This is a genomic window from Moraxella sp., from assembly GCF_030525845.1.
Lineage (GTDB): Bacteria > Pseudomonadota > Gammaproteobacteria > Pseudomonadales > Moraxellaceae > Moraxella.
This window is the reverse complement of sequence record NZ_JAUNDY010000008.1, coordinates 58,480-77,932: the sequence shown is the minus strand read 5'-3', so window position 1 is coordinate 77,932 and position 19,453 is coordinate 58,480. Positions and strand designations below refer to the sequence as shown.

Here is a 19,453-nt window from a genome sequence, read left to right as displayed (position 1 = left end):
AAACCAAATGGTCAAGTGCGGTGATTTTCATTGATAATCCCTAATCAAACTTCTGTGTCGTAACTCGTCCTGTGTCATTGATATGGTCAATATTTGCCATATCTTGTTTGTCTTTTTCTAGTACCGCTTGCAAGTCTTTTTGCCCTGCAAAAATCCGCCCAGACGACTGAGCAGGCACTTTGCCTGTGGGGTCAGTATGCAAATCGTCAATCGTGGTAAAGGCGGTAATGCTCGCCAAATCAAAATCGGCAGGACGAGACAAAATACGGGGCTTTTTACCTCGTTTGTCGGCAGGCGACCAGTTCATCGCCCCAAGCTTCAATTCGTACAACAGCCCGACAAACAAAATGGCGATAAAAATAAAGGCAGTGGTAAAGCCGACCCAGCCCACTTCTCGCACCGAGACGGCATAGGCGTACAAAAACAAGGCTTCCAAATCAAAAATCACAAAAAAAATCGCCACCAAATAAAATTTGGCGGACAAATGGATACGAGCAGAACCTGCGGAGACCACGCCTGCTTCAAAGTTTTCGTGCTTTTGTGAACCTGATGATTTGCCCCCCAAAAGGCGTGGAACAATGAGCATAAAGGCAACCAGACCGATTGCACACAATAGATAGACAATGGATGACCATTGGGCTGACATAATCACCTCATGTGATTTGTAGTTAATGTTGTTTGGAATGTGTCAATTATAGCACGTTTTTAAGGGGTTGACATGTCCAATACCATAAGTCATTTTCTGATTATAAATATTAAAATTGTAACAAAAAATATGAAAAAGCAATATTACCACTTTTCTAAATAATAATGGATATTGATTTCATTAAAAAAATTAATATCATGGCTTATCTAATAGCATCGCATCGCCATAACTAAAAAACCGATACTGTTGGTTAATGGCATGCTCATAAGCTTGCTTAATATGCTCCATACCTGCAAATGCCGAAACCAACATCAACAGTGTGGATTTTGGCAAATGAAAATTGGTAATCAATCTATCAACCACTCCAAATTCATAAGGCGGATAAATAAAAATTTGCGTATCGCCACAAAATTCGGTTAATCGTCCATTAACGCGGTGCAAATGAGCCGTCTCCAACACACGAGTTACGGTCGTGCCCACTGCGATAACTTTTTTGCCGTTTTGGTGCGTTTGATTGATTTTATCGGCGGTCGCTTGGGGCAGATGAGCATATTCGGCATGCATGACATGACCTGTCAAATCATCGCTTTTAACAGGGGCAAACGTGCCAGCACCAACATGAAGCGTAACAAATGCCATCTCCACGCCCTTATCATTTAACTCTTGCATGATTTTATCATCAAAATGCAAACTGGCAGTTGGAGCGGCGACACTTGCTTGCTTGGCAGGGTCATGAAACACTGTCTGATAACGCATGTCATCAGTATCGTCCGCCTCTCGCTCAAAATAAGGTGGTATGGGCATTTGACCATATCGCTCCAAATCCGCCAAAATCGGTGCATCAAACTGCAACACAAACAGATTCTCATCTCGACCGCACATGGTCGCCCCCATATGACCATCTGCCAAACTTACCCTTTGACCTGGTTTTAGGGCACGGCTAGCACGCACATGGCAATGAGCAATGTGTTCTTGATGGTTAATGATACGCTCAATCAGCACCTCAACCGCACCGCCCGTGTCTTTTACCCCAAAAAGGCGTGCTTTCATGACTTTGGTGTCATTTAAAACCAACAAATCCCCTTGATTTAGCAAATTTGGCAAATCAGAAAACACCAAATCATCACACACGCCATCATGCACATGCAAAAGCCTAGAATGCGAACGCACAGCCAAAGGATAACGAGCAATCAGCTCATCAGGCAGATGATAATCAAAATCAGCAGCAAGTAAAGGTTTATCCATCATACAACCATCAAATCTAAAACGAACTATTCTAACAAATTTTAGGTAAAAATACTCCTTATTGGTAATTTTTATGATATTTTATTTGTGATATTTTACCAAAATTGCGTTACAATCTAACAAGATATGCCGCAAAACTGAGTTATTGTGAGTACAAACATGCTAGTAAATATCCAAAATATATCCAAACGCCCCACATCTCCTCTTTCCATCCTCAATTTGGGATTTCGCATTTTTTTTGTGGGTGGAGCACTATTTGCCATCATCAGTATGGGTCTGTGGTTTGCCATATTACAAGGATTTACCCCCTTTAAAGGTACGCTAAACCCTTTTTATTGGCATGGTCATGAGATGATATTTGGTTATGCTTTGGCAATCATTGCAGGATTTTTATTGACAGCAACAAAAACATGGACCAATCAAATCATGCCTTATGGGTGGCATCTAGGAGCAATCTTCGGAGCATGGGCAATGGCACGAATGATGTGGTTTGGTTTACACACCACGCCCCACCCCGCCATACTGATGGTCGCTCTTGTGTTTGATATGCTTTTTTGGGGCATGAGTACATTTTCTGTCATCAAAGCGGTATGGATAGCTCGGCAAAAACGCCAAATCGGCATTATTGTCAAACTCCTGTTATTAATGTTTTCCAATCTGGCATTTTATGCAGGGGTATTATTAAATAATACCAATATGCAACAAATGTCATTATATTTTGCTTTATATCTGGTCATTGGCGTGGTATTTACCATCGCAAGGCGGGTTTTGCCCTTTTTTATTGTCAAAGGCATTAGCGTGGATAATACAGGCAAACCCAATGGCGTTAATATGGAGCAAAAAAATTCTAACATCTTAGATAAAGCCAATTTAATTGGGTTTTTTGGGTTTGCCATCTTTGATTTGTTTATTAAATTTCCCAAAATTGCCAGTATATTTGCCTTAATTTGTGTGATTGCCAACATACTACGCCTTAAAAATTGGTATCATCACGCCATTTGGCAAAAACCCTTATTATGGTCGCTGTTTATTGCCTTTTTTGGCATGACGGCAAGTTTATTGTTATTTGTGATTTATCCATTTATGGACAGTGCATTAAATATTCATTCATTGGGATTACATGGTTTGGCATTATTTGGGATTGGGCTGATGACAGTAGCAATGATGGCTCGTGTTTCATTGGGTCATACAGGCAGAAACATTCACACCCCACCAAAAACCGTGAGTGCCATTTTTATACTCATGATTATCTCTGCCATCAGTCGTGTGTTATTACCCATATTTGGGGGAAATTATATGTCATGGATTGCCATTTCACAAATGGCATGGATATTATCATTTATGCTATTTTGTGTGTCTTATGTGGGAATTTTATCCAAACCACGAACAGATGGGTTATTTGGTTAATGGCTATTTGTATTAAGTCAATCATGATATTACATCTTTTAAATTTAAACACAAACACCACAAAACAAAGCAAAAATATGTTAAAATAATTCAAGTTTAAAAAAAGAGATTGCCATGTTTAACCCTTTTAAGAAAAAAAATAAAATCCACATTAGCGACATTGACCTTGTGATTGCGGATTTTAAATTGTACGGTAAACCCTTATCTACCTTTATTGAACAAAAAGAAATTTGCGATGATACACTAAACATCTCCCTAAAAATCCATAAAGATGCCGACCAACATGCCATCGAGTCCGTCTATAACGACCTGCGTGCCAGACTGCACCTGCTTGGCGTGGCGGAGGTAAATTTTAATGTCGTTTTATCCGACAAAGTCGCCCCTCCTCAAAATACCCCCGACAATGGCAAGTCGGTGCAGACTTTTACACCCATTCCCTCCACCAAAGACGAACCTACCCCCACCAAATCCGCCTCCAAGCAATCAGATATCCCTCCTCACCCACGCATTCGCCACATCATCGTGGTTGCCTCAGGCAAAGGAGGTGTCGGTAAATCCACCACGACTGTCAATATCGCTCTTGCACTCCAAAAGCTCGGTAAAAAAGTCGGTATTTTAGATGCAGATATTTATGGACCTTCCGTGCCTGACATGCTCGGCATCGCTGGGGTCAAGCCCACCGTTGAGAACGACCAATTTATCCCTATTGAGGCACATTCTCTTGCCATGCTCTCCATCGGCAACCTCATCGAGAGCGAAAACACGCCTGTGGCGTGGCGTGGCATCAAGGCGACAGGAGCTTTAATGCAACTGTACTCCCAAACCAACTGGCCCACACTTGACTATCTCGTCATCGACATGCCCCCCGGTACAGGCGATATTAGCTTGACGCTTGCCCAAAGAATTCCTGTGACAGGTGCTATCATCGTAACTACGCCTCAGCATGTCGCCCTACTAGATGCCCAAAAAGGCATGGAAATGTTCCTAAAAACAGACATTCCCATCATCGGCGTGGTCGAAAACATGGCACTACATACCTGCACAAACTGCGGTCATGTCGAAGCAATATTTGGGGCAGATGGCGGGGTAAATTTGGCAGAAAAATACCAAGTTCCCCTATTAGGACAATTGCCACTTGCCAGCACCATTCGTGAAAACATGGATAAGGGCAAACCAAGCGTGCTTATCAATGATGAATTTTCTGCCTTTTATGAAAACATCGCCGCAAACATCGAAAAACACATCATTAAGTTTGACAAAGGGTCAAGCGGACGGATTTTTTAGACATATGGAGCGACAATGCCAAAGATTGCAAACATTCAGCTAAACTCCCAAGATAATATCGACCAAAACCTCGACATCATCAAAACCGCTGTCCAAACTGCCGTCCACGAAGGGGCAGGTCTCATCGTTCTACCTGAAAACGCCTGTATGATGGGGTCGCAGACAGAGCTGGCGAGCCGATTTGATGAGATGGTGGGCTTTTATGGCGAGCTCGCCAAGACCTTGCACGTTCATATCTTGGCAGGGACATTGCCTTGCCCTATCCATCTAGACGGCACGCCCACAGAGGCTAAATTCTATCTGATGCCCGCCGCGAAAAATCTCGCCCGTTTTTGCAATAAATCGCTTTTTGGTTTTGTTGCATTAGGCGCAAGATAATTTCATTTTTTGATGCCAAGCGTAAAATTTTCCCAAAAAAAGCGTGATAATTGCCACGCTTTTTTATTGCATATTGTAAAATAGTATTTCATTTATAGGTTGTCAATCAACTCAATCAAATACCCCCTAAATAACTCCACCCCAATCGGTGCTAACTTGTCTTGCCACAAACTTGTCATTGTGTCGCCATCATCAACCGTTACCGACTTTTGAGCCCCAAAATAGGACAATAAAAAAGACAGGCATTTTTACCTGTCTTTCCCAAAACTTAAAATTTATATCCCACTCAACTTGTTGCACCCAGTGTAACGCCCTTGCAATTTGGTCTGTCTTAACTTATCCCACATTGTTTTGAATCATCCCATTTATTGCAGAGTGTGTGGTTGGTTTATTGTGGTGGGGTTTATCTATCAAAGTAGTTTACTGTTTAATGACATGGGCGTGCTTCATCAACGTTATGATAAAATCCATCTCTTTCGTGCGATGGTCGCAGATGGCGTTGGCAGTTATGATGAAAGTCGCACCTTTTTGGCAGGAAACACGCCTGCGGTGGCACGCTGTACCCTTGATGGTGTGTCGGTAGGCATAGGCATGACGGTGTGTTTTGATGTTAGATTTCCCAAGCTGTTTGGACAGCTTAGAAGCATGGGGGCGGACATCATTACCGTGCCATCTGCTTTTACACACACAACAGGGCAAACTCATTGGCAGTCGCTACTAACCGCTCGTGCGTTGGATAGTCAATGCTTGGTGGTCGGTTCGGCACAAGGTGGCATGCACCATTTTACTCACAAGGGCAAGGCTCAAAGCCGTCAAACTTGGGGGCATGCCATGATGGTTAATGCAAACGGACAAATCGTGGCGAGCACTAACACAGCCGACTGTTGTCAGTTTGCCATCATCTATGCTGATTTTGATAAAACCGCCCAAGACATCATTCGTCAAAATATGCCAATTTTTGATTGTGCGGTAAATTTTACATGATGGTTTAGGTTTTGGACTTGGTTGCTCTGGGGTGAGCATTATCATAAATGCGATTTAAAGACCCAAAATCCATGTGAGTATAAATTTGTGTGGTTGCCACGCTGTCATGACCGAGCATTTCTTGTACGGCACGCAAGTTGCCACTTGATGATAAAACATGAGAGGCAAAGCAATGACGCAATAAATGTGGGTATAGGTTATGTCCTATACCTGCTCTTTTTGCACATACCTTGAGGCGTAACTGCACCGCTCTGGTGGTCAGGCGTGCCCCCTTTGAGCTGATAAATAAAGCCTTTTGACCGCCTCCCCATACCTCATGATACGGCAAATAATCAAGCAGGCTCTCTACCGCTTTTGAGCCCACAGGTATGATGCGTGTTTTTTTGCCTTTACCCAGCACCCTTACCGTCTTATCCGACAAATCCACATCGCCCACATCAAGCCCCACCAACTCGGAAAGTCTTAACCCACTGCCATACATCATCTCAAACATCGCCTTATCACGCACCCACAGGCTCGCCTGCTTGACATCGGTCGGCTTAGGCTGATCAAGCAGTTGTGTCATCAAGTCCATGTCTAATACGGCAGGCAAAGGTCTAGGCGATGATTTTAGATGATAGCCATCAGTAGGGTTTTTTATTGGCGTGGATAAATGATGGTTGGCAAATTGATAAAAGTGGCTGATGGCAGATAGGCTTTGTTTAATGCTAACCGACTTAACACGGTCGTGTTCTAATTTATGCACCACAAATTGTTCTGTGATTTTTTTATCGCAATTTTGCCAATTTACGCCTTGACTGGCGAGAAATCCCCCAAAATAATACATGTTAGTACGATACGCCATCACGGTATGAGCTGAATAATTATCACGCACCAACGAAGCAAGCCAAAGCTCAACCATCGCCTCAAAATCATCAGCAACATCAGACACAGGCTGATGATGTGATGAACCCAAAACCGCAGAAAGCCTCATGGCACTAGCCAAATATCGCTGACAATACCATAAACAGCACCACACTCATGCATGCCGCCGCAGGCAAGGTAATTACCCATGCAAGCCCAATGGGCTTCATGAGTTTCCAGTTGGTGTTTTTATTGACTAGCCCAATCCCCAAGACCGCCCCTACAAGAATGTGCGTGCTTGACACAGGAATGCCCAAACTAGACGCTACCATAACCACCGTCGCCGCCGCAAGCTCCGCCGAAAAGCCAGACGCTGGGTGCATTTCGGTAAGATTTGTACCAACGGTTTGAATGACTTCTTTACCGATAAACCAAAGCCCCACAATGAGCGATACACCAAACGTTACCATCACAGGAGCAGGCACGGTGGCTTTGGCATTGATGGCGTTTTCTTTAATCACGTCCATAATCGCCACAAAGGGCCCTACGGCATTGGCGATGTCGTTTGAGCCGTGAGAGAATGCAAAGGCACAGGCGGTAAACACCTGCATCCAGCTAAACATGATAAAAGTAGCTTTGGCAAGGTCTTCTTTATGTTTGCCTCTGATGGTTTTGGTATAGATAAAGGCGGTTAGCCACACCATCGCCCCAATCATACCCATCACCAACGCCGAGTGTAGTGTAGATAGATTAAGCCCCGTGTGTTGCAGACCCTTAAAGACCACCATCGCTGTCATGATCATCGCCCCAAGTGCTGCAATGAATGGTACCCACGTTTTTAGGGCTTTTAAGGTGTCTAGACCATCACGTCTGTTTTCAAGCTCGTATAATTTTTTATAATAATCTGTTTCTAGTTCATCGGCACTGTCTACTTCTTTGTGGATTTCTTGGTCTCGCAACAATGCGTTGGTGTAGCTTAGTTTGTCCTCTTCTGGCAGATTTTCAAAATGCTCTTTTTGTTGGGCTTTTAGGGCTTTTTTCTCAGCTTTAAGGGTTTTTACTTTAATTTCCATGTCATCGTTATAGGCTAAGATATTTTTCTTGACAAGCCCATAAATCACATAAGATAACGCCCCTCCCAGCACGGGCGAGAGCACCCAACTGATTGCAATTTCGCCAATCTTACCCCATTTAACCGTCTCAAACGCAAGTTCAGCACCACCCATCTTGACCCCCAAGACGATGGACGAACCCACAATACCGCCAATGATGGCGTGTGTGGTAGAAACTGGCAAACCCTTTTTGGTGGCAAATAACAACCAAAACGCTGCTGCCGCTAGGGCGGATAACATCAAATAGATGAATTGGTTGGGCGAAACATCAAGTCCACCAATATCCACAATACCGCTTCGGATGGTATCAGTAACGGCAGCCCCAGCGAGTACCGCCCCCGACACTTCAAAAATCGCTGCCACCGCTAGGGCTTGGGTTACAGTAAGCGTGCCAGCACCAACCGAAGTACCAAAAGAGTTGGCGACATCGTTACCACCGATGTTAAACGCCATAAAAATACCAAAAAAAGATGCCACTAAAAATAACATCATTTGATTGTGGTTGGTATAATCAATGCCCCACATCACAAAATAAACACTCATGCCAAGCATGAGCAAGGCAAAAAAAACATTCGCCATCATGGGCGTGGACTGTTTTACTGAATGAACCATGAATTCCGCCAATGGTAAAGATGCCATTTTATGCTTGATTGCCAAAATCTCTGTCATACAATCATCGCATAAAATTTAACAACACAAATAACCCATGCCATCAGACACATGTTATTTAAAAAATAACCGCATCACAACAATCCAATGCGGTTATTTCTCTATTTTAACATATTTACCAATTTTATAAAATCCATTTAGCACGCCCAATTTAGAAAATTTTTAAAATCCCCCTTCCTCTTCTGTCTCATCATCCACCTCAGCGACCCCACCATAGCTGACTTGATTATCATCTACCACCTCATCTAGCGATTCGCTAACAGGCTCATCATAGGTATAATCCAGACAAGAGGTGCTTTCTTTGGGGGCGTATTTTTCCAAAAGTGGTACATACATTGCCTCTACGCATGCCTCATCAGAACGCTTGCCTGTCATACTATCAAGCCATAGCCATGATACACCTTTGGGTTGTTTAAAGTTTACAGGAGCAAGGTTAAGCCGCCTCATATAATCCGCCCAAATCGGCAATGCCCCCTGACCCCCTGTTAGCCCAATGGGTTTATTGTCATCACGACCCACCCACACCACGCTGACATAATTACCGCTAAATCCTGCAAACCACGCATCACGAGCATCATTGGTTGTCCCTGTCTTGCCTGCCAGCTTATAGGTGCTACCAATCTTACCCATGCCTTTGGCGGTGCCGTCTTTTACCACTTGTTGTAGTCCAAAATTTGCCACATACATGACATCAGCTGGAATGCGCGCGGTACTCTTTATGATGTCATCGGTGCGTTGCAATACCTGACCTCGCTCACTGATGACCTGCCTAATACTATGAATGGGTGTGTGATGGCCCCCACTGGCAAACACCTGATATACCCCTAACATGTCCATCGGCGATAAATCAATCGCCCCCAACATGACTGATGGATATGGCGGAATACTGCCCTCAATACCTAGCTGACGAAGCTGTCTTGAAAAAGTATTTACCCCAAAATCCATGCCCACATTGACCGCTGACTGGTTGTAGGAGTTGGCAAGAGCGGTCAGCATGGGTACTTCGCCATGACTTTTACCACCGTAGTTTTTGGGTGTCCAGTTACCCTGTCCCGTCCGATAGGCAATCGGTTCGTCCTTGACAGGCGTTGCCCAGTGATATTCGCCTGATTGGATAGCGGTCAAATAAATGACAGGTTTTAGTAGTGAGCCTACCTGACGCTTTGAGTCGATGGCACGGTTAAACCCTGTAAAATCGCCCACACTGCCCACGATTGCCACCAGCTCCCCTGTCGTGGGGTCGGCACTTACCAATGCTCCTTGTAGGTTTTTGGCTTTGCTCGCTTTTTTGTTTAGATTCTCTTTCATGGCTTTATCGGCCGCCATCTGTGCAATGGGGTCAAGCGTGGAGATGATTTTTAATCCTGCATTACGCAAATCGCTGTCTTTGTAGTATTGCTTTAACTCACGATGCACCACATCAAAAAAATCAGGAAAACGTGATTTGGCGATGGTTGGTGCTTTTACCACGCCCAGCGGACGCTCTTTGGCTTCGTTATAATCAGCTTGGCTGATTTTACCCATCAGTAGCATGTTGTGAAGCACGGTGTTTCGCCGTGCCAATGCCCGCTCTGGGTGCTTTCTAGGATTATAATAACTTGACCCCTTAGCAATCCCCACCAGTAAGGCATACTGCTCCAAGCTTAGCTCCGATAAAGGCTTATCAAAATAAAATCTTGATGCCACCCCAAAGCCATTCACTGAGCGATTGCCATTTTGTCCCAGATTTATCTCATTAAGATAAGCAAGTAAAATGGCATCTTTACTATAATGACGCTCCAACAAAAGTGCCATCAAGGCTTCGTTGGCTTTACGTTTTAGGGTGCGTTCAGAGTTTAGATAAAAATTCTTGATAAGCTGTTGGGTGATGGTTGAACCACCTTGACGCTCACCCCCTGTGATGTTTGAGAGCAATGCTCGGGTTGTGCCACGCAGTGATATGCCATAATGCTCATAAAAAGAACGATCTTCGGTGGCAATGAGTGCATTCACCAGTGGTGCTGGAACATTTTCTTTGGTTAATAAAATACGGTCTTCGTTATTTTCAGGATAAATCCCGCCAATGTCAATCGGTTCAAGACGTACCACGCCATCGGTGGTTGGCTTTGTGCTTTGGATTTTTGTAACCGTGCCAGCAGATAGCGTAATTTTTAGCACTTGTGCAGGGTCAATATGACCATCGCCATAATCAAACCCCCTTGTGTGTATCGTATAGGTATTACCCTCCTTGACATAACGCCCTGTGGTGGTAATGTTGCCTTGACTATAACCAAGCATCGACAGCCACGATGACAAATGCTCATCACTGACCGCCACACCCTGTCCAAGCGTCAGCGGACGAGAATAAACGGTGGCAGGAATATCCCAACGGCGATTTTCAAATTTATTGACAATCTCTGCATTTAGCTGATGAGTATACATCGCCAAAAAAATCACGCCTGCAATGATAAGCACAATGAGCAAAGAACCAACAATCATCAGTCCTTGCTGGTGGCGTAACTGGGTGTTTTTGGGAAATGTTTGGCGTAAATTTGACATGGCATAATTTTATCAATCAATGAACGCTATATCATAGCGTTAAACGAACAGCTTTGGCAAGTGAAAAAACAATGAAAAAACTTCACAATTATTGCTGGGTTTTGGTATTTTGTATTTGGCGTAACATACACCCAAAAATCATGAATAAACTTACCAAAAGCCAACAATCTTATACGCTCATACGGCTCATCTGATGGGTTAAGCCGTTTATTTTATTCTAGTTTTATGCTATAATGGGTCAAATTTTTATTAAAAGCATACCATGAAAAAGTCCTTATTTTCCAGCTTATTATTATCCATGCTCGCCACCACTGCAAATGCTGGTGCTATTTATGTATACGAAGACGGCAATAATGGACAAAAGTTTTTAACCAACGTCCAACAAAATTCTAGCGGTACAGGTAAATTTACCCAAATCAGCGTTACCTATTACCCAGATACCAAGCTACACTCAGGCGATGTGCCAAGTACTTACAACCCCACCACTGCCGCCACGCCCAGTCGCAGTGCCAACCGTAACGCTTATGACCACCTCATCCGTGCCGCCGCTGCTCGTCATGGCGTAGACCCTGCTCTTGTCAAAGCCATCATTCATACCGAATCTGCCTTCAACCCCAACGCCCGCTCTCCTGTCGGTGCGATGGGACTTATGCAGCTTATGCCTAGCACAGCTCGTGATATGGGCGTAACAAATGCGTGGGACCCAGTCCAAAACATCGAAGGCGGTGTCAAGTATTTGGCATGGCTACAACGCCAATTTAGCAACCGAGATTTTGTGGTGGCCGCCTATAACGCAGGTCATGGTAACGTCAAAAAATACGGTGGCATTCCTCCGTTTCGTGAAACCCAAAACTACGTAAAATCCGTCAACAACCGCTACGCCAGCCTTTATCGTCATGACACAGGCATTATCGGAGGTGGCACACACCTTGCCATGAACCAAAATTTTACCCCCACCCAAGCAGGCACTCAAAGCACCGTGAGTATTACCTACACCAATCCCCAAACCACCACGCCCCAAAACCCTAACATTAGCAACGGTTCAGGGCGAATTTATATTTACAAATAACCCAAGTTATTTTACATTAGCACCATCTCGTGTGGTGCTTTTGTTTAAGATTGGTAACTGGATGCATCTGGCTGATGTTTGCCCTTTAAATTTTTATTTGACGCCCCATAACAGACTCTACCACTATTCACATTCATTTAGGCATTAGGGCGTGTAAAACTTTTATATTGCGATTAAAAATGAGAAAAATCGCACGTAAATTGTGTTATAAAAGTGGAACACGTCCTATTTATTGTAAGGAAAAATTGTGCTACGCATTGGTTTATTTTTACTCACCAACATCGCTGTCATGCTGGTGGCAAGCATCACATTTTTGATACTCGCTAAGGTATTTGGCTTAGGCAGTGTACATGGAGCAGGTGGACTACAATACACCTCATTGGCTGTCATGTGCCTATGCTATGGCATGATAGGCTCTTTGATTTCGCTATTTTTATCAAAATGGATGGCAAAAAAATCCACAGGTACGGTCGTTATTGAACGTCCAAGCAATGCTACTGAACAATGGCTGGTAGATACCGTTGCCAAACAGGCTCGTGCTGTCGGCATCAAAATGCCTGAGGTGGGAATTTTTGATAATGCCCAGCCCAATGCCTTTGCAACAGGTTGGAACAAAAACGCCTCACTGGTCGCCGTATCCACAGGACTACTTCACACCATGACTGCCGATGAAGTGGAAGCGGTACTTGCTCATGAGATTGGACATGTTGCCAACGGCGACATGGTAACACTTGCTCTGATTCAGGGCGTGGTGAATGCTTTTGTGATGTTCTTTGCTCGTATCATTGCCTCAGCCGTAGATACCGCCTTATCTGCCAACAGCGATGAAGAAAGTCACAGTCCTGGTATGGCATATTTTGTTACCAGCATCGCCTTAGACATCATCTTTGGCTTTGTGGCAAGTGCGGTTGTGATGTGGTTCTCTCGCTTACGTGAATTTCGTGCTGATGAGATGGGGGCAAAACTTGCTGGTCGTGATAAGATGATTAGTGCCCTAAACGCTCTTCGCCCTGCCGAAGCTCGCCCTGATACCATGCCCCAAAGCATGAAAGCTCTTGCCATTTCTAGCGGTCAATCACAAGGGTTTAGTGTCGCCAATCTATTTCGCTCACACCCCACCCTAGATGAGCGTGTCGCCGCCCTACAAAAACTCCCAGCTAACTAAACACACATCAAAGCCACCAGTTATTTGGTGGCTTTTAGTTCATAACACCACGCAAACAAGCCAATCGCATTGAAGAGATTAATGCCCTACTCTTAACCACAAAAAGCAATCAAGAGAAGTCTAAACTTGATAGGGAGAAAAAGACTTTAGAACAATCATTAAATCGCAATCCATTAAAAGAATACATGGACGCAGGTTTAATGAGTACGATTGTAGAGGATTTGGTGGGTAATGAAGATACTGGTTATCAATCTGCCCTACAAAAGAAAGTGGATAGCTATGTAGATTTAATTCCTAAGCCAGTCCAGACAGCATTTAATGAAGTTACTGTAGGACAGGGTTCTAAGCTACATAATCTATTATCAGAAGCTACTCAGTTTAGTGATTTTTCAACCAAATATACATTGGTTAAATATCAATTAGAAAAAGGCATGAGTAAAGAAAAAGCCATCTATGAAGCTCAGATGAGTTTTATTAACTATGACATTCCCACCAATCAGTTTTTGGATTATATGAATAGACTGGGTTTAATGGTATTTACTAAATTCTTTTTACGATTCCAAAGAGCATTAACCAGACTGGCTATCAATGCACCTGTATCCTCTGTGATGGGGCATTATGCAGTAGAATATGCAGGTGGACAAGGTGTGTATGACCCATTTGTATTAAATAGATTGGGCAATCCTTTAGACGGTAGTGTATTCTTACTTCCTGATGCAGTTGGTTCTGTGATAACAAATCCGTTTTAATGGCAAAACACCCACTAGATGTAGTGGGTGTTTACATATCAAACATAAAGCTACTTACTGGCTTTAATGATATCCTCCACACGAAGTGGGTTTGCTTTCCATCTTGTTGCAAGAAGTTCAAAATCTTTAAATAAAGTATCTTTATTATTTTGGGTACGCATTTGATTGACAGCAGGGCTAACTTGTTCCCAAAGCTGGATAAAATTAGAACAACTCATTCTCTTAAAAAGACGCTCATCTAACAGACCATTATTAATGCCGATGGCATAAAATTCATGGCGACTGAGAACGGTTAACATTTTTCTCATGATGTTTTCTTGTGCGGGCGTTAGGGCGTCTTTATCTTTTTTTAAAATTGCAGGCAAGTCTATAATGTCAACATCTTCTGATTGAGGTAAATCATTTTTATCATTGTATTCTTTATAAAATTTTTTTGGGCTTTTTAAAAACAACAATAAATCTGAATGGGATTCAATCAAGTCTCTATCTTTATTGTCTGCAAGAATAATCTCCAAAGTTGCCTTTTCTCTAGAGACAGACCTAGCTGATACAATAGTGAAAACGGCAACAATAGCAGAGATTCCAATAATAAATGTCTGTATAGCGATAATGTAATCGCCAATAGACCACTGCTCAACATTGAGTAGAACGTACAATTTTTTGGGTAGTGGCATAAGAATTGCCACAGTTAGTATAGTTAACCAAATTGCAACAAACCGTTTAAACGACCAGTACTTCATATTGGATAAGCAATAAAGCATGAGGGCATGACAGGAAACTTACCATACCAACCTTCTGAAAATTTGAATGTTAGAGCAGTTCTAATCACCATAATAAACTCCAAAACAAGATGATTGATGGAAAGAAATGCCCTAACATCTATCATGTAGAGCATTTCTTATTATGTAATGGTGTATGTATACTAACATAACCAACTTGACAAAGTAAACAGAATTTTACATATGTAAAATTCTAAGGTTAAGTTATCTGTTAAATATTTGATTGCAAAGAAAAAGTATGGTGGAGATGGCGACCACTGATTATTTTATATAAATCATTGATTTTTATAGATATTTTTAAAAATCATCTGATTTTGTGTGGGTTCTGTGTGTGGTTGCCATCAATCACTAAACTATATGCCTGCTATTATAGCAAGTAAAACAGGGATTGACAAATATTTTAAGTCTCATTCCGACTCACTCGCCCATCACTTTTAAGCACGCTCATACGCACGAGCCAATTTATTATGATAATCAAACTTCTCATAATCCACGCCATTATACCTCCTTGCTATCGCTCGCCAGTTTTTGTTTTTCATCGCTTTTTTAAGTCCTGCCGACTTTAAAAAGTTAATCATTGCTTGCAGTTGGGCTTTTTCGCTGTCATACATTGCATTGATAAACGTTTGTAAACTGTCAAACCCCACCAATTTGTGATTAAAGCCCATAATTTGCCCTAGCCCCCATGAACACGCCTTTAACGTACAGGGACTATTTGCATTTACACCACTAAAACTCATTTTTGCCAATTCTAAAAATCCAAATTGGCTTGGTGACGGTCGCCGATTTTTCTAGCTCGGCAATGACGGCAGGGTGCATTCCTGCGGATTTGGCGATTTCCACAGCACTCACAAAGTCGCCTTTGCTTGCCAGTTTGCTAGATAGGGCTTTGGCACGAGCCATTTGTGCAAAGCCGATGCCTTTTGGTAAATTGGATTCTACTTTCACGCTTTTACTCTCTTTGGGGATACGCTCGCCAGTCGCACTTGCCGCCGCTTGTTCTGGATTTTCACCGCCAATTTCGGTCAGATTTGGGGCGGTTTCCACTGATTTGATTAACTTTTGCAAGCGTTCGGCATTCTTTTCAAGGCGAGCGATTTCGCCTTCTAGTGCCGTGATGGTGGCTTCGTCATCATCACTTGGCGTGTGTCCGTTTGCGACTGATTTTGTCATAATATCGCCAATTTGCTTTTGTTTGGCGGCGATTGTGGCTAAGATTTGAGCCAGTTGTGCTTTGTAATTCATACAAGTTTCACTCCGTTTTTGGGTAAAATTAAAGCAACACCGCCATTTAACGAGTTGCTTTTTTGGGTTTGGGTTGGGGTGGGTGGTGGTGCAATGGGGTTAATCGGTGGATTTGGGGTTGGTTGTAACGGTAGACACTGTTTTTGTAAATCAAAGGCGTCTTTGATTTGCTTAACACTGATAATCACAGCGTCCGCATTGGCAGGGACGGTAACGACTGAGAGTTCGTACCATTCCCATTCTTTGATATGCAGTCCCCACGAGCTTTCCAAATAATTATATTCTTTGATTTTAAAGCCAACGGATAAGCATTTAACCAGTCCAGATTTAATGCTTTGCCACGCTTCGTCAATGCGTTCTTTTAATTTGCCGTCATCAGCGATTTTGGCAATTTTGGCAACAATTTCAATGCCTTTGTCTGTTACTGTTGCCGAAATCACTTCGCCAATGGGCTGATTATGATTGTGTTGCCATAGTAGCGGGATTGGTAAGGCAAATTTTGCCCCTGTCGGCTCTAAAATGTCATCATCTCGGTCGGTGCTAGGGGTGGTGGCAATACCTGTGATAAGGCGTTCATCGTCCGTATCGGTTACGGATTTGATTTGTAGGGTTGAGTAGGCTTTGGTCATTATTTTTTTCCAATAAAAAACCGCCAACTTGCTAAACAAGGGCGGATTGATTCATGAGTTAAAAAAATTAATTATTTGGCTTAATTGTTCTAAATATTGCAATTGGTGTTACGCCGTAGCAAGTATTAGGTCTCCCCATGAGTGCTTTTAGTTCTTGGAGCATGGTAGACATGGCGACTCTAAACTCATTTTGGTGTTGATGGTTGCTGTAATCATCATTCGGCATTGCATCTAATATGCCGAGCACATAATAATCACCCAACAAAAAATCACCATGTTTAAAGTTGATTTCATAAGCGTTGCCGATGATTTCATCACGATTTAGAGTCATCCACACTTCATCATTACCAAGTATTAGCCGTGCTTCTAATGAGTAGGGAATATGTTTTAAAAATTCGGCAATATGTTTATTGTCTTTGACTTCTTGTTCGTAAATTTGTTTGCGTTTTTTAGGGTTTGGCTCCGCTTGTGCTTTTTCTTCAGCGGCTTGTCTTAGAATAATGTCTATTGTGTCTTTTAACAAACTAATGTCTGAAATTCCAAGTTCGCCAGAAAGTAGTACTAAATTACCTAAATTATCCCGACTCAATTCACGCTTAATAAACCCAAGTTCATCTAGGCGATTGATGACATCGGTTGGCATGGATGGTGTGGGGTCATAGTAGCGTTCCCCAGTATTTGTCATCATCTTGGCGTGAGATAGTTTACCGCCTGTGACCGTAGGTACACCAACCGTTGCTTCTTTCAGCTGAGTCATAACAGTATTGTCTGACATTTTTAAACTGGATAAAGACCCAAAGCCTGTTAGCTGAGCGTAATAGGATTTAATGCGGTCAGTGTCCACATACAGAAAATCAAAGAGTAATTCGGTGTTTGGTAAGCTTTGTGCCATTTTTTAGCCTCTCTTTGGTCTCTTTATGCTCTTCATTAAATCGTTTGGCATCAGTTTGTAAATGTTGGGCAAAATCTACAAATAACTGTGCAAGTTTATGAGCATGGTTTTGTTCGGTATTTTGGGTAGTGCGATTATTCATAATCGCTCCTTTTGTTTTTAATAAAAATAAATCAGTGTATCGGTATAATTATATAGTTCAATACACCTTTTATCAAGCCATTTTTGTATAGCCAGTCAAAAATAAATCCCCACATCATCAGCCGACTTTGGTGGTGTGGGGTTTTGGCTCATCAATGCCACAGCGTTTAGCATTGCAATGACAGGGTCAATCTTGCCATTGCCACTTTCTGATTTACTCATCATCACGCCAGAACCCGTTGTTTTTACCTGTGCATTGCCCACACACCACGCCATTAACGGCTGATTTGCGTGGAGCAGGTCGCCACTTGCGATTTTGCGTTCACACACTTTTTGATAACCGCCCAGCCTCCAGCCTTGTGATACGCCTGTGATTTTGGGGTCTTTGGGAATGCCGATGGATTCTAGGGCGATGACAATATCGTCCGCTCCTGCTGGGTCAAGCCCAATGCGGTCAAGTTTACCGCTGTCAAAAATCTTTTTGGCAATGTCGGCAAATTCTGCCACATCATCGCCGACATTCTCCACCACCACCAAATCGCCATCTTTTTCAAAATCACGATAACGAGGCTCGTCTTGCTTTCTACGTTCCAACGCAATCGGGTGGCACCACGCTTTGACCCACACCCACCATTGCTTGACTTCGTGGCGAATACCGCCGTCATCGGTGTAAATGTATTTGGGCGTGGGCAACCGTCCAACTACCGCACAGCCAAGCAAGTCATCGAGACCGCCACCGTCTCCGCCTATTGTAATCACTTCCGATTTTTCAATGAGTTCATCAAGCGTAAATGCCCATCCTGCCTTTTCCCAAAATTCTGCTCCTGCCCAGCGGTTTGCCCGCAAACTGATACCAATTTCCACATTTAAATGTTTGGCAAGGGCGGTTTGTAGGGTGTTTTTGTCGTGGGATTCTTTAGCTTTTCTTAGAATGTCGCTAAGTTCATCAACGCCAACGCTCGCCCCAAGATTGGGGTTGGTAATATACCAATTTTCAGGCTGGATATACTCGCCAGACTCAATATAGCTTTGGGGAAACTCGTACAATACAGGCAAAAATCTTGGGTCGTCAATCTTGCCGTCTCGTACGCCCCTTGCGTAGTCTAATTTTTCTTTGAAAACGCCTGCTGGCGGCTCTGTCAATAGCCTGCTTGAAAGTTTTTTCCGAGCTGGGCTTGGACTTTACCAGCGACGACTTTGGCAATGGCGGTGATGTGATTGATGATGTTGGTAATGGCAGTATCAAATGGCAGACGATAATACTGGCGACGGCTGGGCGACACGGCGTTTGGTGGGGTCAAACCAAATATTATGCGATTCTACTTTTTGGCGTTTTTCGGATTTGTTCCAGATGTCGAACTCATTGGGGTATTCTAGGCGAAGTGTCTCTATCGGCTGGCGTTTGCCTGTCTTAAAATTAAACACTTCTTTGGTGCCTTGGATGTACCAGTACTGCTCAAAGATGTCTTTGTACTCTTTGGCGGTTACTTCGGCTTGTTCGGTGCGGACGATTTTGCGGTCTATCGTCTTTTGCTTACCGCTAAACAGCCACGCATTGGCAAGCTCTTTACCAACCATGCCGATAAAATGGGTCTTGGTCATCTCTATGGCGTTGGTAATGTCATAGATTTTGTTGGTGATTTTGCCAATGTCTTTGATTTGGGCGAAATTATCCAAC

Annotated in this window: 22 protein-coding genes; 7 read left to right on the top strand and 15 right to left on the bottom strand. The window is 43.1% G+C overall.

Features of this window, described 5'->3' with window-relative positions:
- Positions 1 to 40: 40 nt before the first annotated feature.
- Positions 41 to 646 carry an NADH-quinone oxidoreductase subunit A gene (gene ndhC / locus Q4B79_RS04960; protein WP_303085324.1) on the bottom strand — a complete coding sequence of 202 codons (606 nt, stop codon included), beginning with the start codon at positions 644 to 646 and terminating at the stop codon, positions 41 to 43.
- A 195-nt stretch (positions 647 to 841) separates the two neighbouring features.
- The gene (queA, locus tag Q4B79_RS04955) at positions 842 to 1,891 is read right to left on the bottom strand and encodes a tRNA preQ1(34) S-adenosylmethionine ribosyltransferase-isomerase QueA (RefSeq protein WP_303085323.1); all 1,050 of its coding nucleotides are present in this window, start codon (positions 1,889 to 1,891) and stop codon (positions 842 to 844) included.
- Positions 1,892 to 2,050: 159 nt separating this feature from the next.
- On the opposite strand from queA, the gene Q4B79_RS04950 reads away from it, so the two are divergent.
- From Q4B79_RS04950 to Q4B79_RS04940, 3 genes are all read left to right on the top strand, one after another.
- Complete coding sequence (locus Q4B79_RS04950) at positions 2,051 to 3,298, top strand: NnrS family protein (protein ID WP_303085322.1); 1,248 nt, start codon at positions 2,051 to 2,053, stop codon at positions 3,296 to 3,298.
- A gap of 114 nt (positions 3,299 to 3,412) precedes the next feature.
- Positions 3,413 to 4,582, top strand: a complete 1,170-nt coding sequence (locus Q4B79_RS04945) for an Mrp/NBP35 family ATP-binding protein (RefSeq protein WP_303085321.1) — start codon at positions 3,413 to 3,415, stop codon at positions 4,580 to 4,582.
- A 15-nt stretch (positions 4,583 to 4,597) separates the two neighbouring features.
- Positions 4,598 to 4,960, top strand: a complete 363-nt coding sequence (locus tag Q4B79_RS04940; RefSeq protein ID WP_303085320.1) for a nitrilase-related carbon-nitrogen hydrolase — start codon at positions 4,598 to 4,600, stop codon at positions 4,958 to 4,960.
- Between the two features lie 92 nt (positions 4,961 to 5,052).
- Here the strand turns inward: Q4B79_RS04940 and Q4B79_RS04935 are convergent, their stop codons facing one another.
- Entirely contained in the window at positions 5,053 to 5,190 is a 138-nt protein-coding gene (locus Q4B79_RS04935) for a hypothetical protein (protein ID WP_303085319.1), read from the bottom strand.
- A 145-nt stretch (positions 5,191 to 5,335) separates the two neighbouring features.
- Between Q4B79_RS04935 and Q4B79_RS04930 the strand changes: the two genes are divergently transcribed.
- Entirely contained in the window at positions 5,336 to 5,944 is a 609-nt protein-coding gene (locus Q4B79_RS04930) for a nitrilase-related carbon-nitrogen hydrolase (protein WP_368500048.1), read from the top strand.
- Positions 5,945 to 5,948: 4 nt separating this feature from the next.
- On the opposite strand, the gene Q4B79_RS04925 is transcribed toward Q4B79_RS04930, so the two are convergent.
- From Q4B79_RS04925 to mrcB, 3 genes are all read right to left on the bottom strand, one after another.
- Positions 5,949 to 6,917 carry a tyrosine recombinase XerC gene (locus Q4B79_RS04925; protein ID WP_303085317.1) on the bottom strand — a complete coding sequence of 323 codons (969 nt, stop codon included), beginning with the start codon at positions 6,915 to 6,917 and terminating at the stop codon, positions 5,949 to 5,951.
- Between the two features lie 4 nt (positions 6,918 to 6,921).
- On the bottom strand, positions 6,922 to 8,511 hold the full coding sequence (locus Q4B79_RS04920) for an inorganic phosphate transporter (protein WP_303085316.1): 1,590 nt from the start codon (positions 8,509 to 8,511) through the stop codon (positions 6,922 to 6,924).
- Between the two features lie 219 nt (positions 8,512 to 8,730).
- Positions 8,731 to 11,106, bottom strand: coding sequence for a penicillin-binding protein 1B (mrcB, locus tag Q4B79_RS04915; protein ID WP_303085315.1), 2,376 nt, complete (start codon positions 11,104 to 11,106; stop codon positions 8,731 to 8,733).
- Between the two features lie 262 nt (positions 11,107 to 11,368).
- Between mrcB and Q4B79_RS04910 the strand changes: the two genes are divergently transcribed.
- The 3 genes from Q4B79_RS04910 to Q4B79_RS04900 all read left to right on the top strand — a co-directional run bounded on the left by Q4B79_RS04910 (position 11,369) and on the right by Q4B79_RS04900 (position 14,089).
- Positions 11,369 to 12,175, top strand: coding sequence for a lytic transglycosylase domain-containing protein (locus Q4B79_RS04910; RefSeq protein ID WP_303085314.1), 807 nt, complete (start codon positions 11,369 to 11,371; stop codon positions 12,173 to 12,175).
- A 247-nt stretch (positions 12,176 to 12,422) separates the two neighbouring features.
- Positions 12,423 to 13,340 carry a protease HtpX gene (gene htpX, locus Q4B79_RS04905; protein ID WP_303085313.1) on the top strand — a complete coding sequence of 306 codons (918 nt, stop codon included), beginning with the start codon at positions 12,423 to 12,425 and terminating at the stop codon, positions 13,338 to 13,340.
- Between the two features lie 185 nt (positions 13,341 to 13,525).
- Entirely contained in the window at positions 13,526 to 14,089 is a 564-nt protein-coding gene (locus tag Q4B79_RS04900) for a hypothetical protein (protein ID WP_303085312.1), read from the top strand.
- Positions 14,090 to 14,139: 50 nt separating this feature from the next.
- Here the strand turns inward: Q4B79_RS04900 and Q4B79_RS04895 are convergent, their stop codons facing one another.
- From Q4B79_RS04895 to Q4B79_RS04855, 9 genes are all read right to left on the bottom strand, one after another.
- Positions 14,140 to 14,763 (bottom strand): DUF4760 domain-containing protein, encoded by a 624-nt coding sequence (locus Q4B79_RS04895; protein WP_303085311.1) that lies wholly within the window; start codon positions 14,761 to 14,763, stop codon positions 14,140 to 14,142.
- 539 nt (positions 14,764 to 15,302) lie between these two features.
- Positions 15,303 to 15,608, bottom strand: a complete 306-nt coding sequence (locus Q4B79_RS04890) for an N-acetylmuramidase domain-containing protein (RefSeq protein ID WP_303085310.1) — start codon at positions 15,606 to 15,608, stop codon at positions 15,303 to 15,305.
- Positions 15,598 to 16,113 (bottom strand): hypothetical protein, encoded by a 516-nt coding sequence (locus tag Q4B79_RS04885; RefSeq protein ID WP_303085309.1) that lies wholly within the window; start codon positions 16,111 to 16,113, stop codon positions 15,598 to 15,600. Before Q4B79_RS04885 ends, Q4B79_RS04890 begins: the two co-directional genes overlap by 11 nt.
- On the bottom strand, positions 16,110 to 16,742 hold the full coding sequence (locus Q4B79_RS04880; RefSeq protein ID WP_303085308.1) for an HK97 family phage prohead protease: 633 nt from the start codon (positions 16,740 to 16,742) through the stop codon (positions 16,110 to 16,112). The genes Q4B79_RS04885 and Q4B79_RS04880 overlap by 4 nt, the downstream gene beginning before the upstream one ends.
- A gap of 67 nt (positions 16,743 to 16,809) precedes the next feature.
- Positions 16,810 to 17,634: a hypothetical protein gene (locus Q4B79_RS04875; RefSeq protein ID WP_303085307.1), complete on the bottom strand. Its 825-nt coding sequence runs from the start codon at positions 17,632 to 17,634 to the stop codon at positions 16,810 to 16,812.
- Positions 17,597 to 17,776: a hypothetical protein gene (locus tag Q4B79_RS04870; protein ID WP_303085306.1), complete on the bottom strand. Its 180-nt coding sequence runs from the start codon at positions 17,774 to 17,776 to the stop codon at positions 17,597 to 17,599. The genes Q4B79_RS04875 and Q4B79_RS04870 overlap by 38 nt, the downstream gene beginning before the upstream one ends.
- Before the next feature lie 95 nt (positions 17,777 to 17,871).
- Positions 17,872 to 18,918: a terminase TerL endonuclease subunit gene (locus Q4B79_RS04865; RefSeq protein ID WP_303085305.1), complete on the bottom strand. Its 1,047-nt coding sequence runs from the start codon at positions 18,916 to 18,918 to the stop codon at positions 17,872 to 17,874.
- Positions 18,915 to 19,058, bottom strand: a complete 144-nt coding sequence (locus Q4B79_RS04860; RefSeq protein ID WP_303085304.1) for a hypothetical protein — start codon at positions 19,056 to 19,058, stop codon at positions 18,915 to 18,917. The genes Q4B79_RS04865 and Q4B79_RS04860 overlap by 4 nt, the downstream gene beginning before the upstream one ends.
- Complete coding sequence (locus Q4B79_RS04855) at positions 19,018 to 19,452, bottom strand: hypothetical protein (RefSeq protein ID WP_303085303.1); 435 nt, start codon at positions 19,450 to 19,452, stop codon at positions 19,018 to 19,020. Before Q4B79_RS04855 ends, Q4B79_RS04860 begins: the two co-directional genes overlap by 41 nt.
- Position 19,453: the final 1 nt, after the last annotated feature.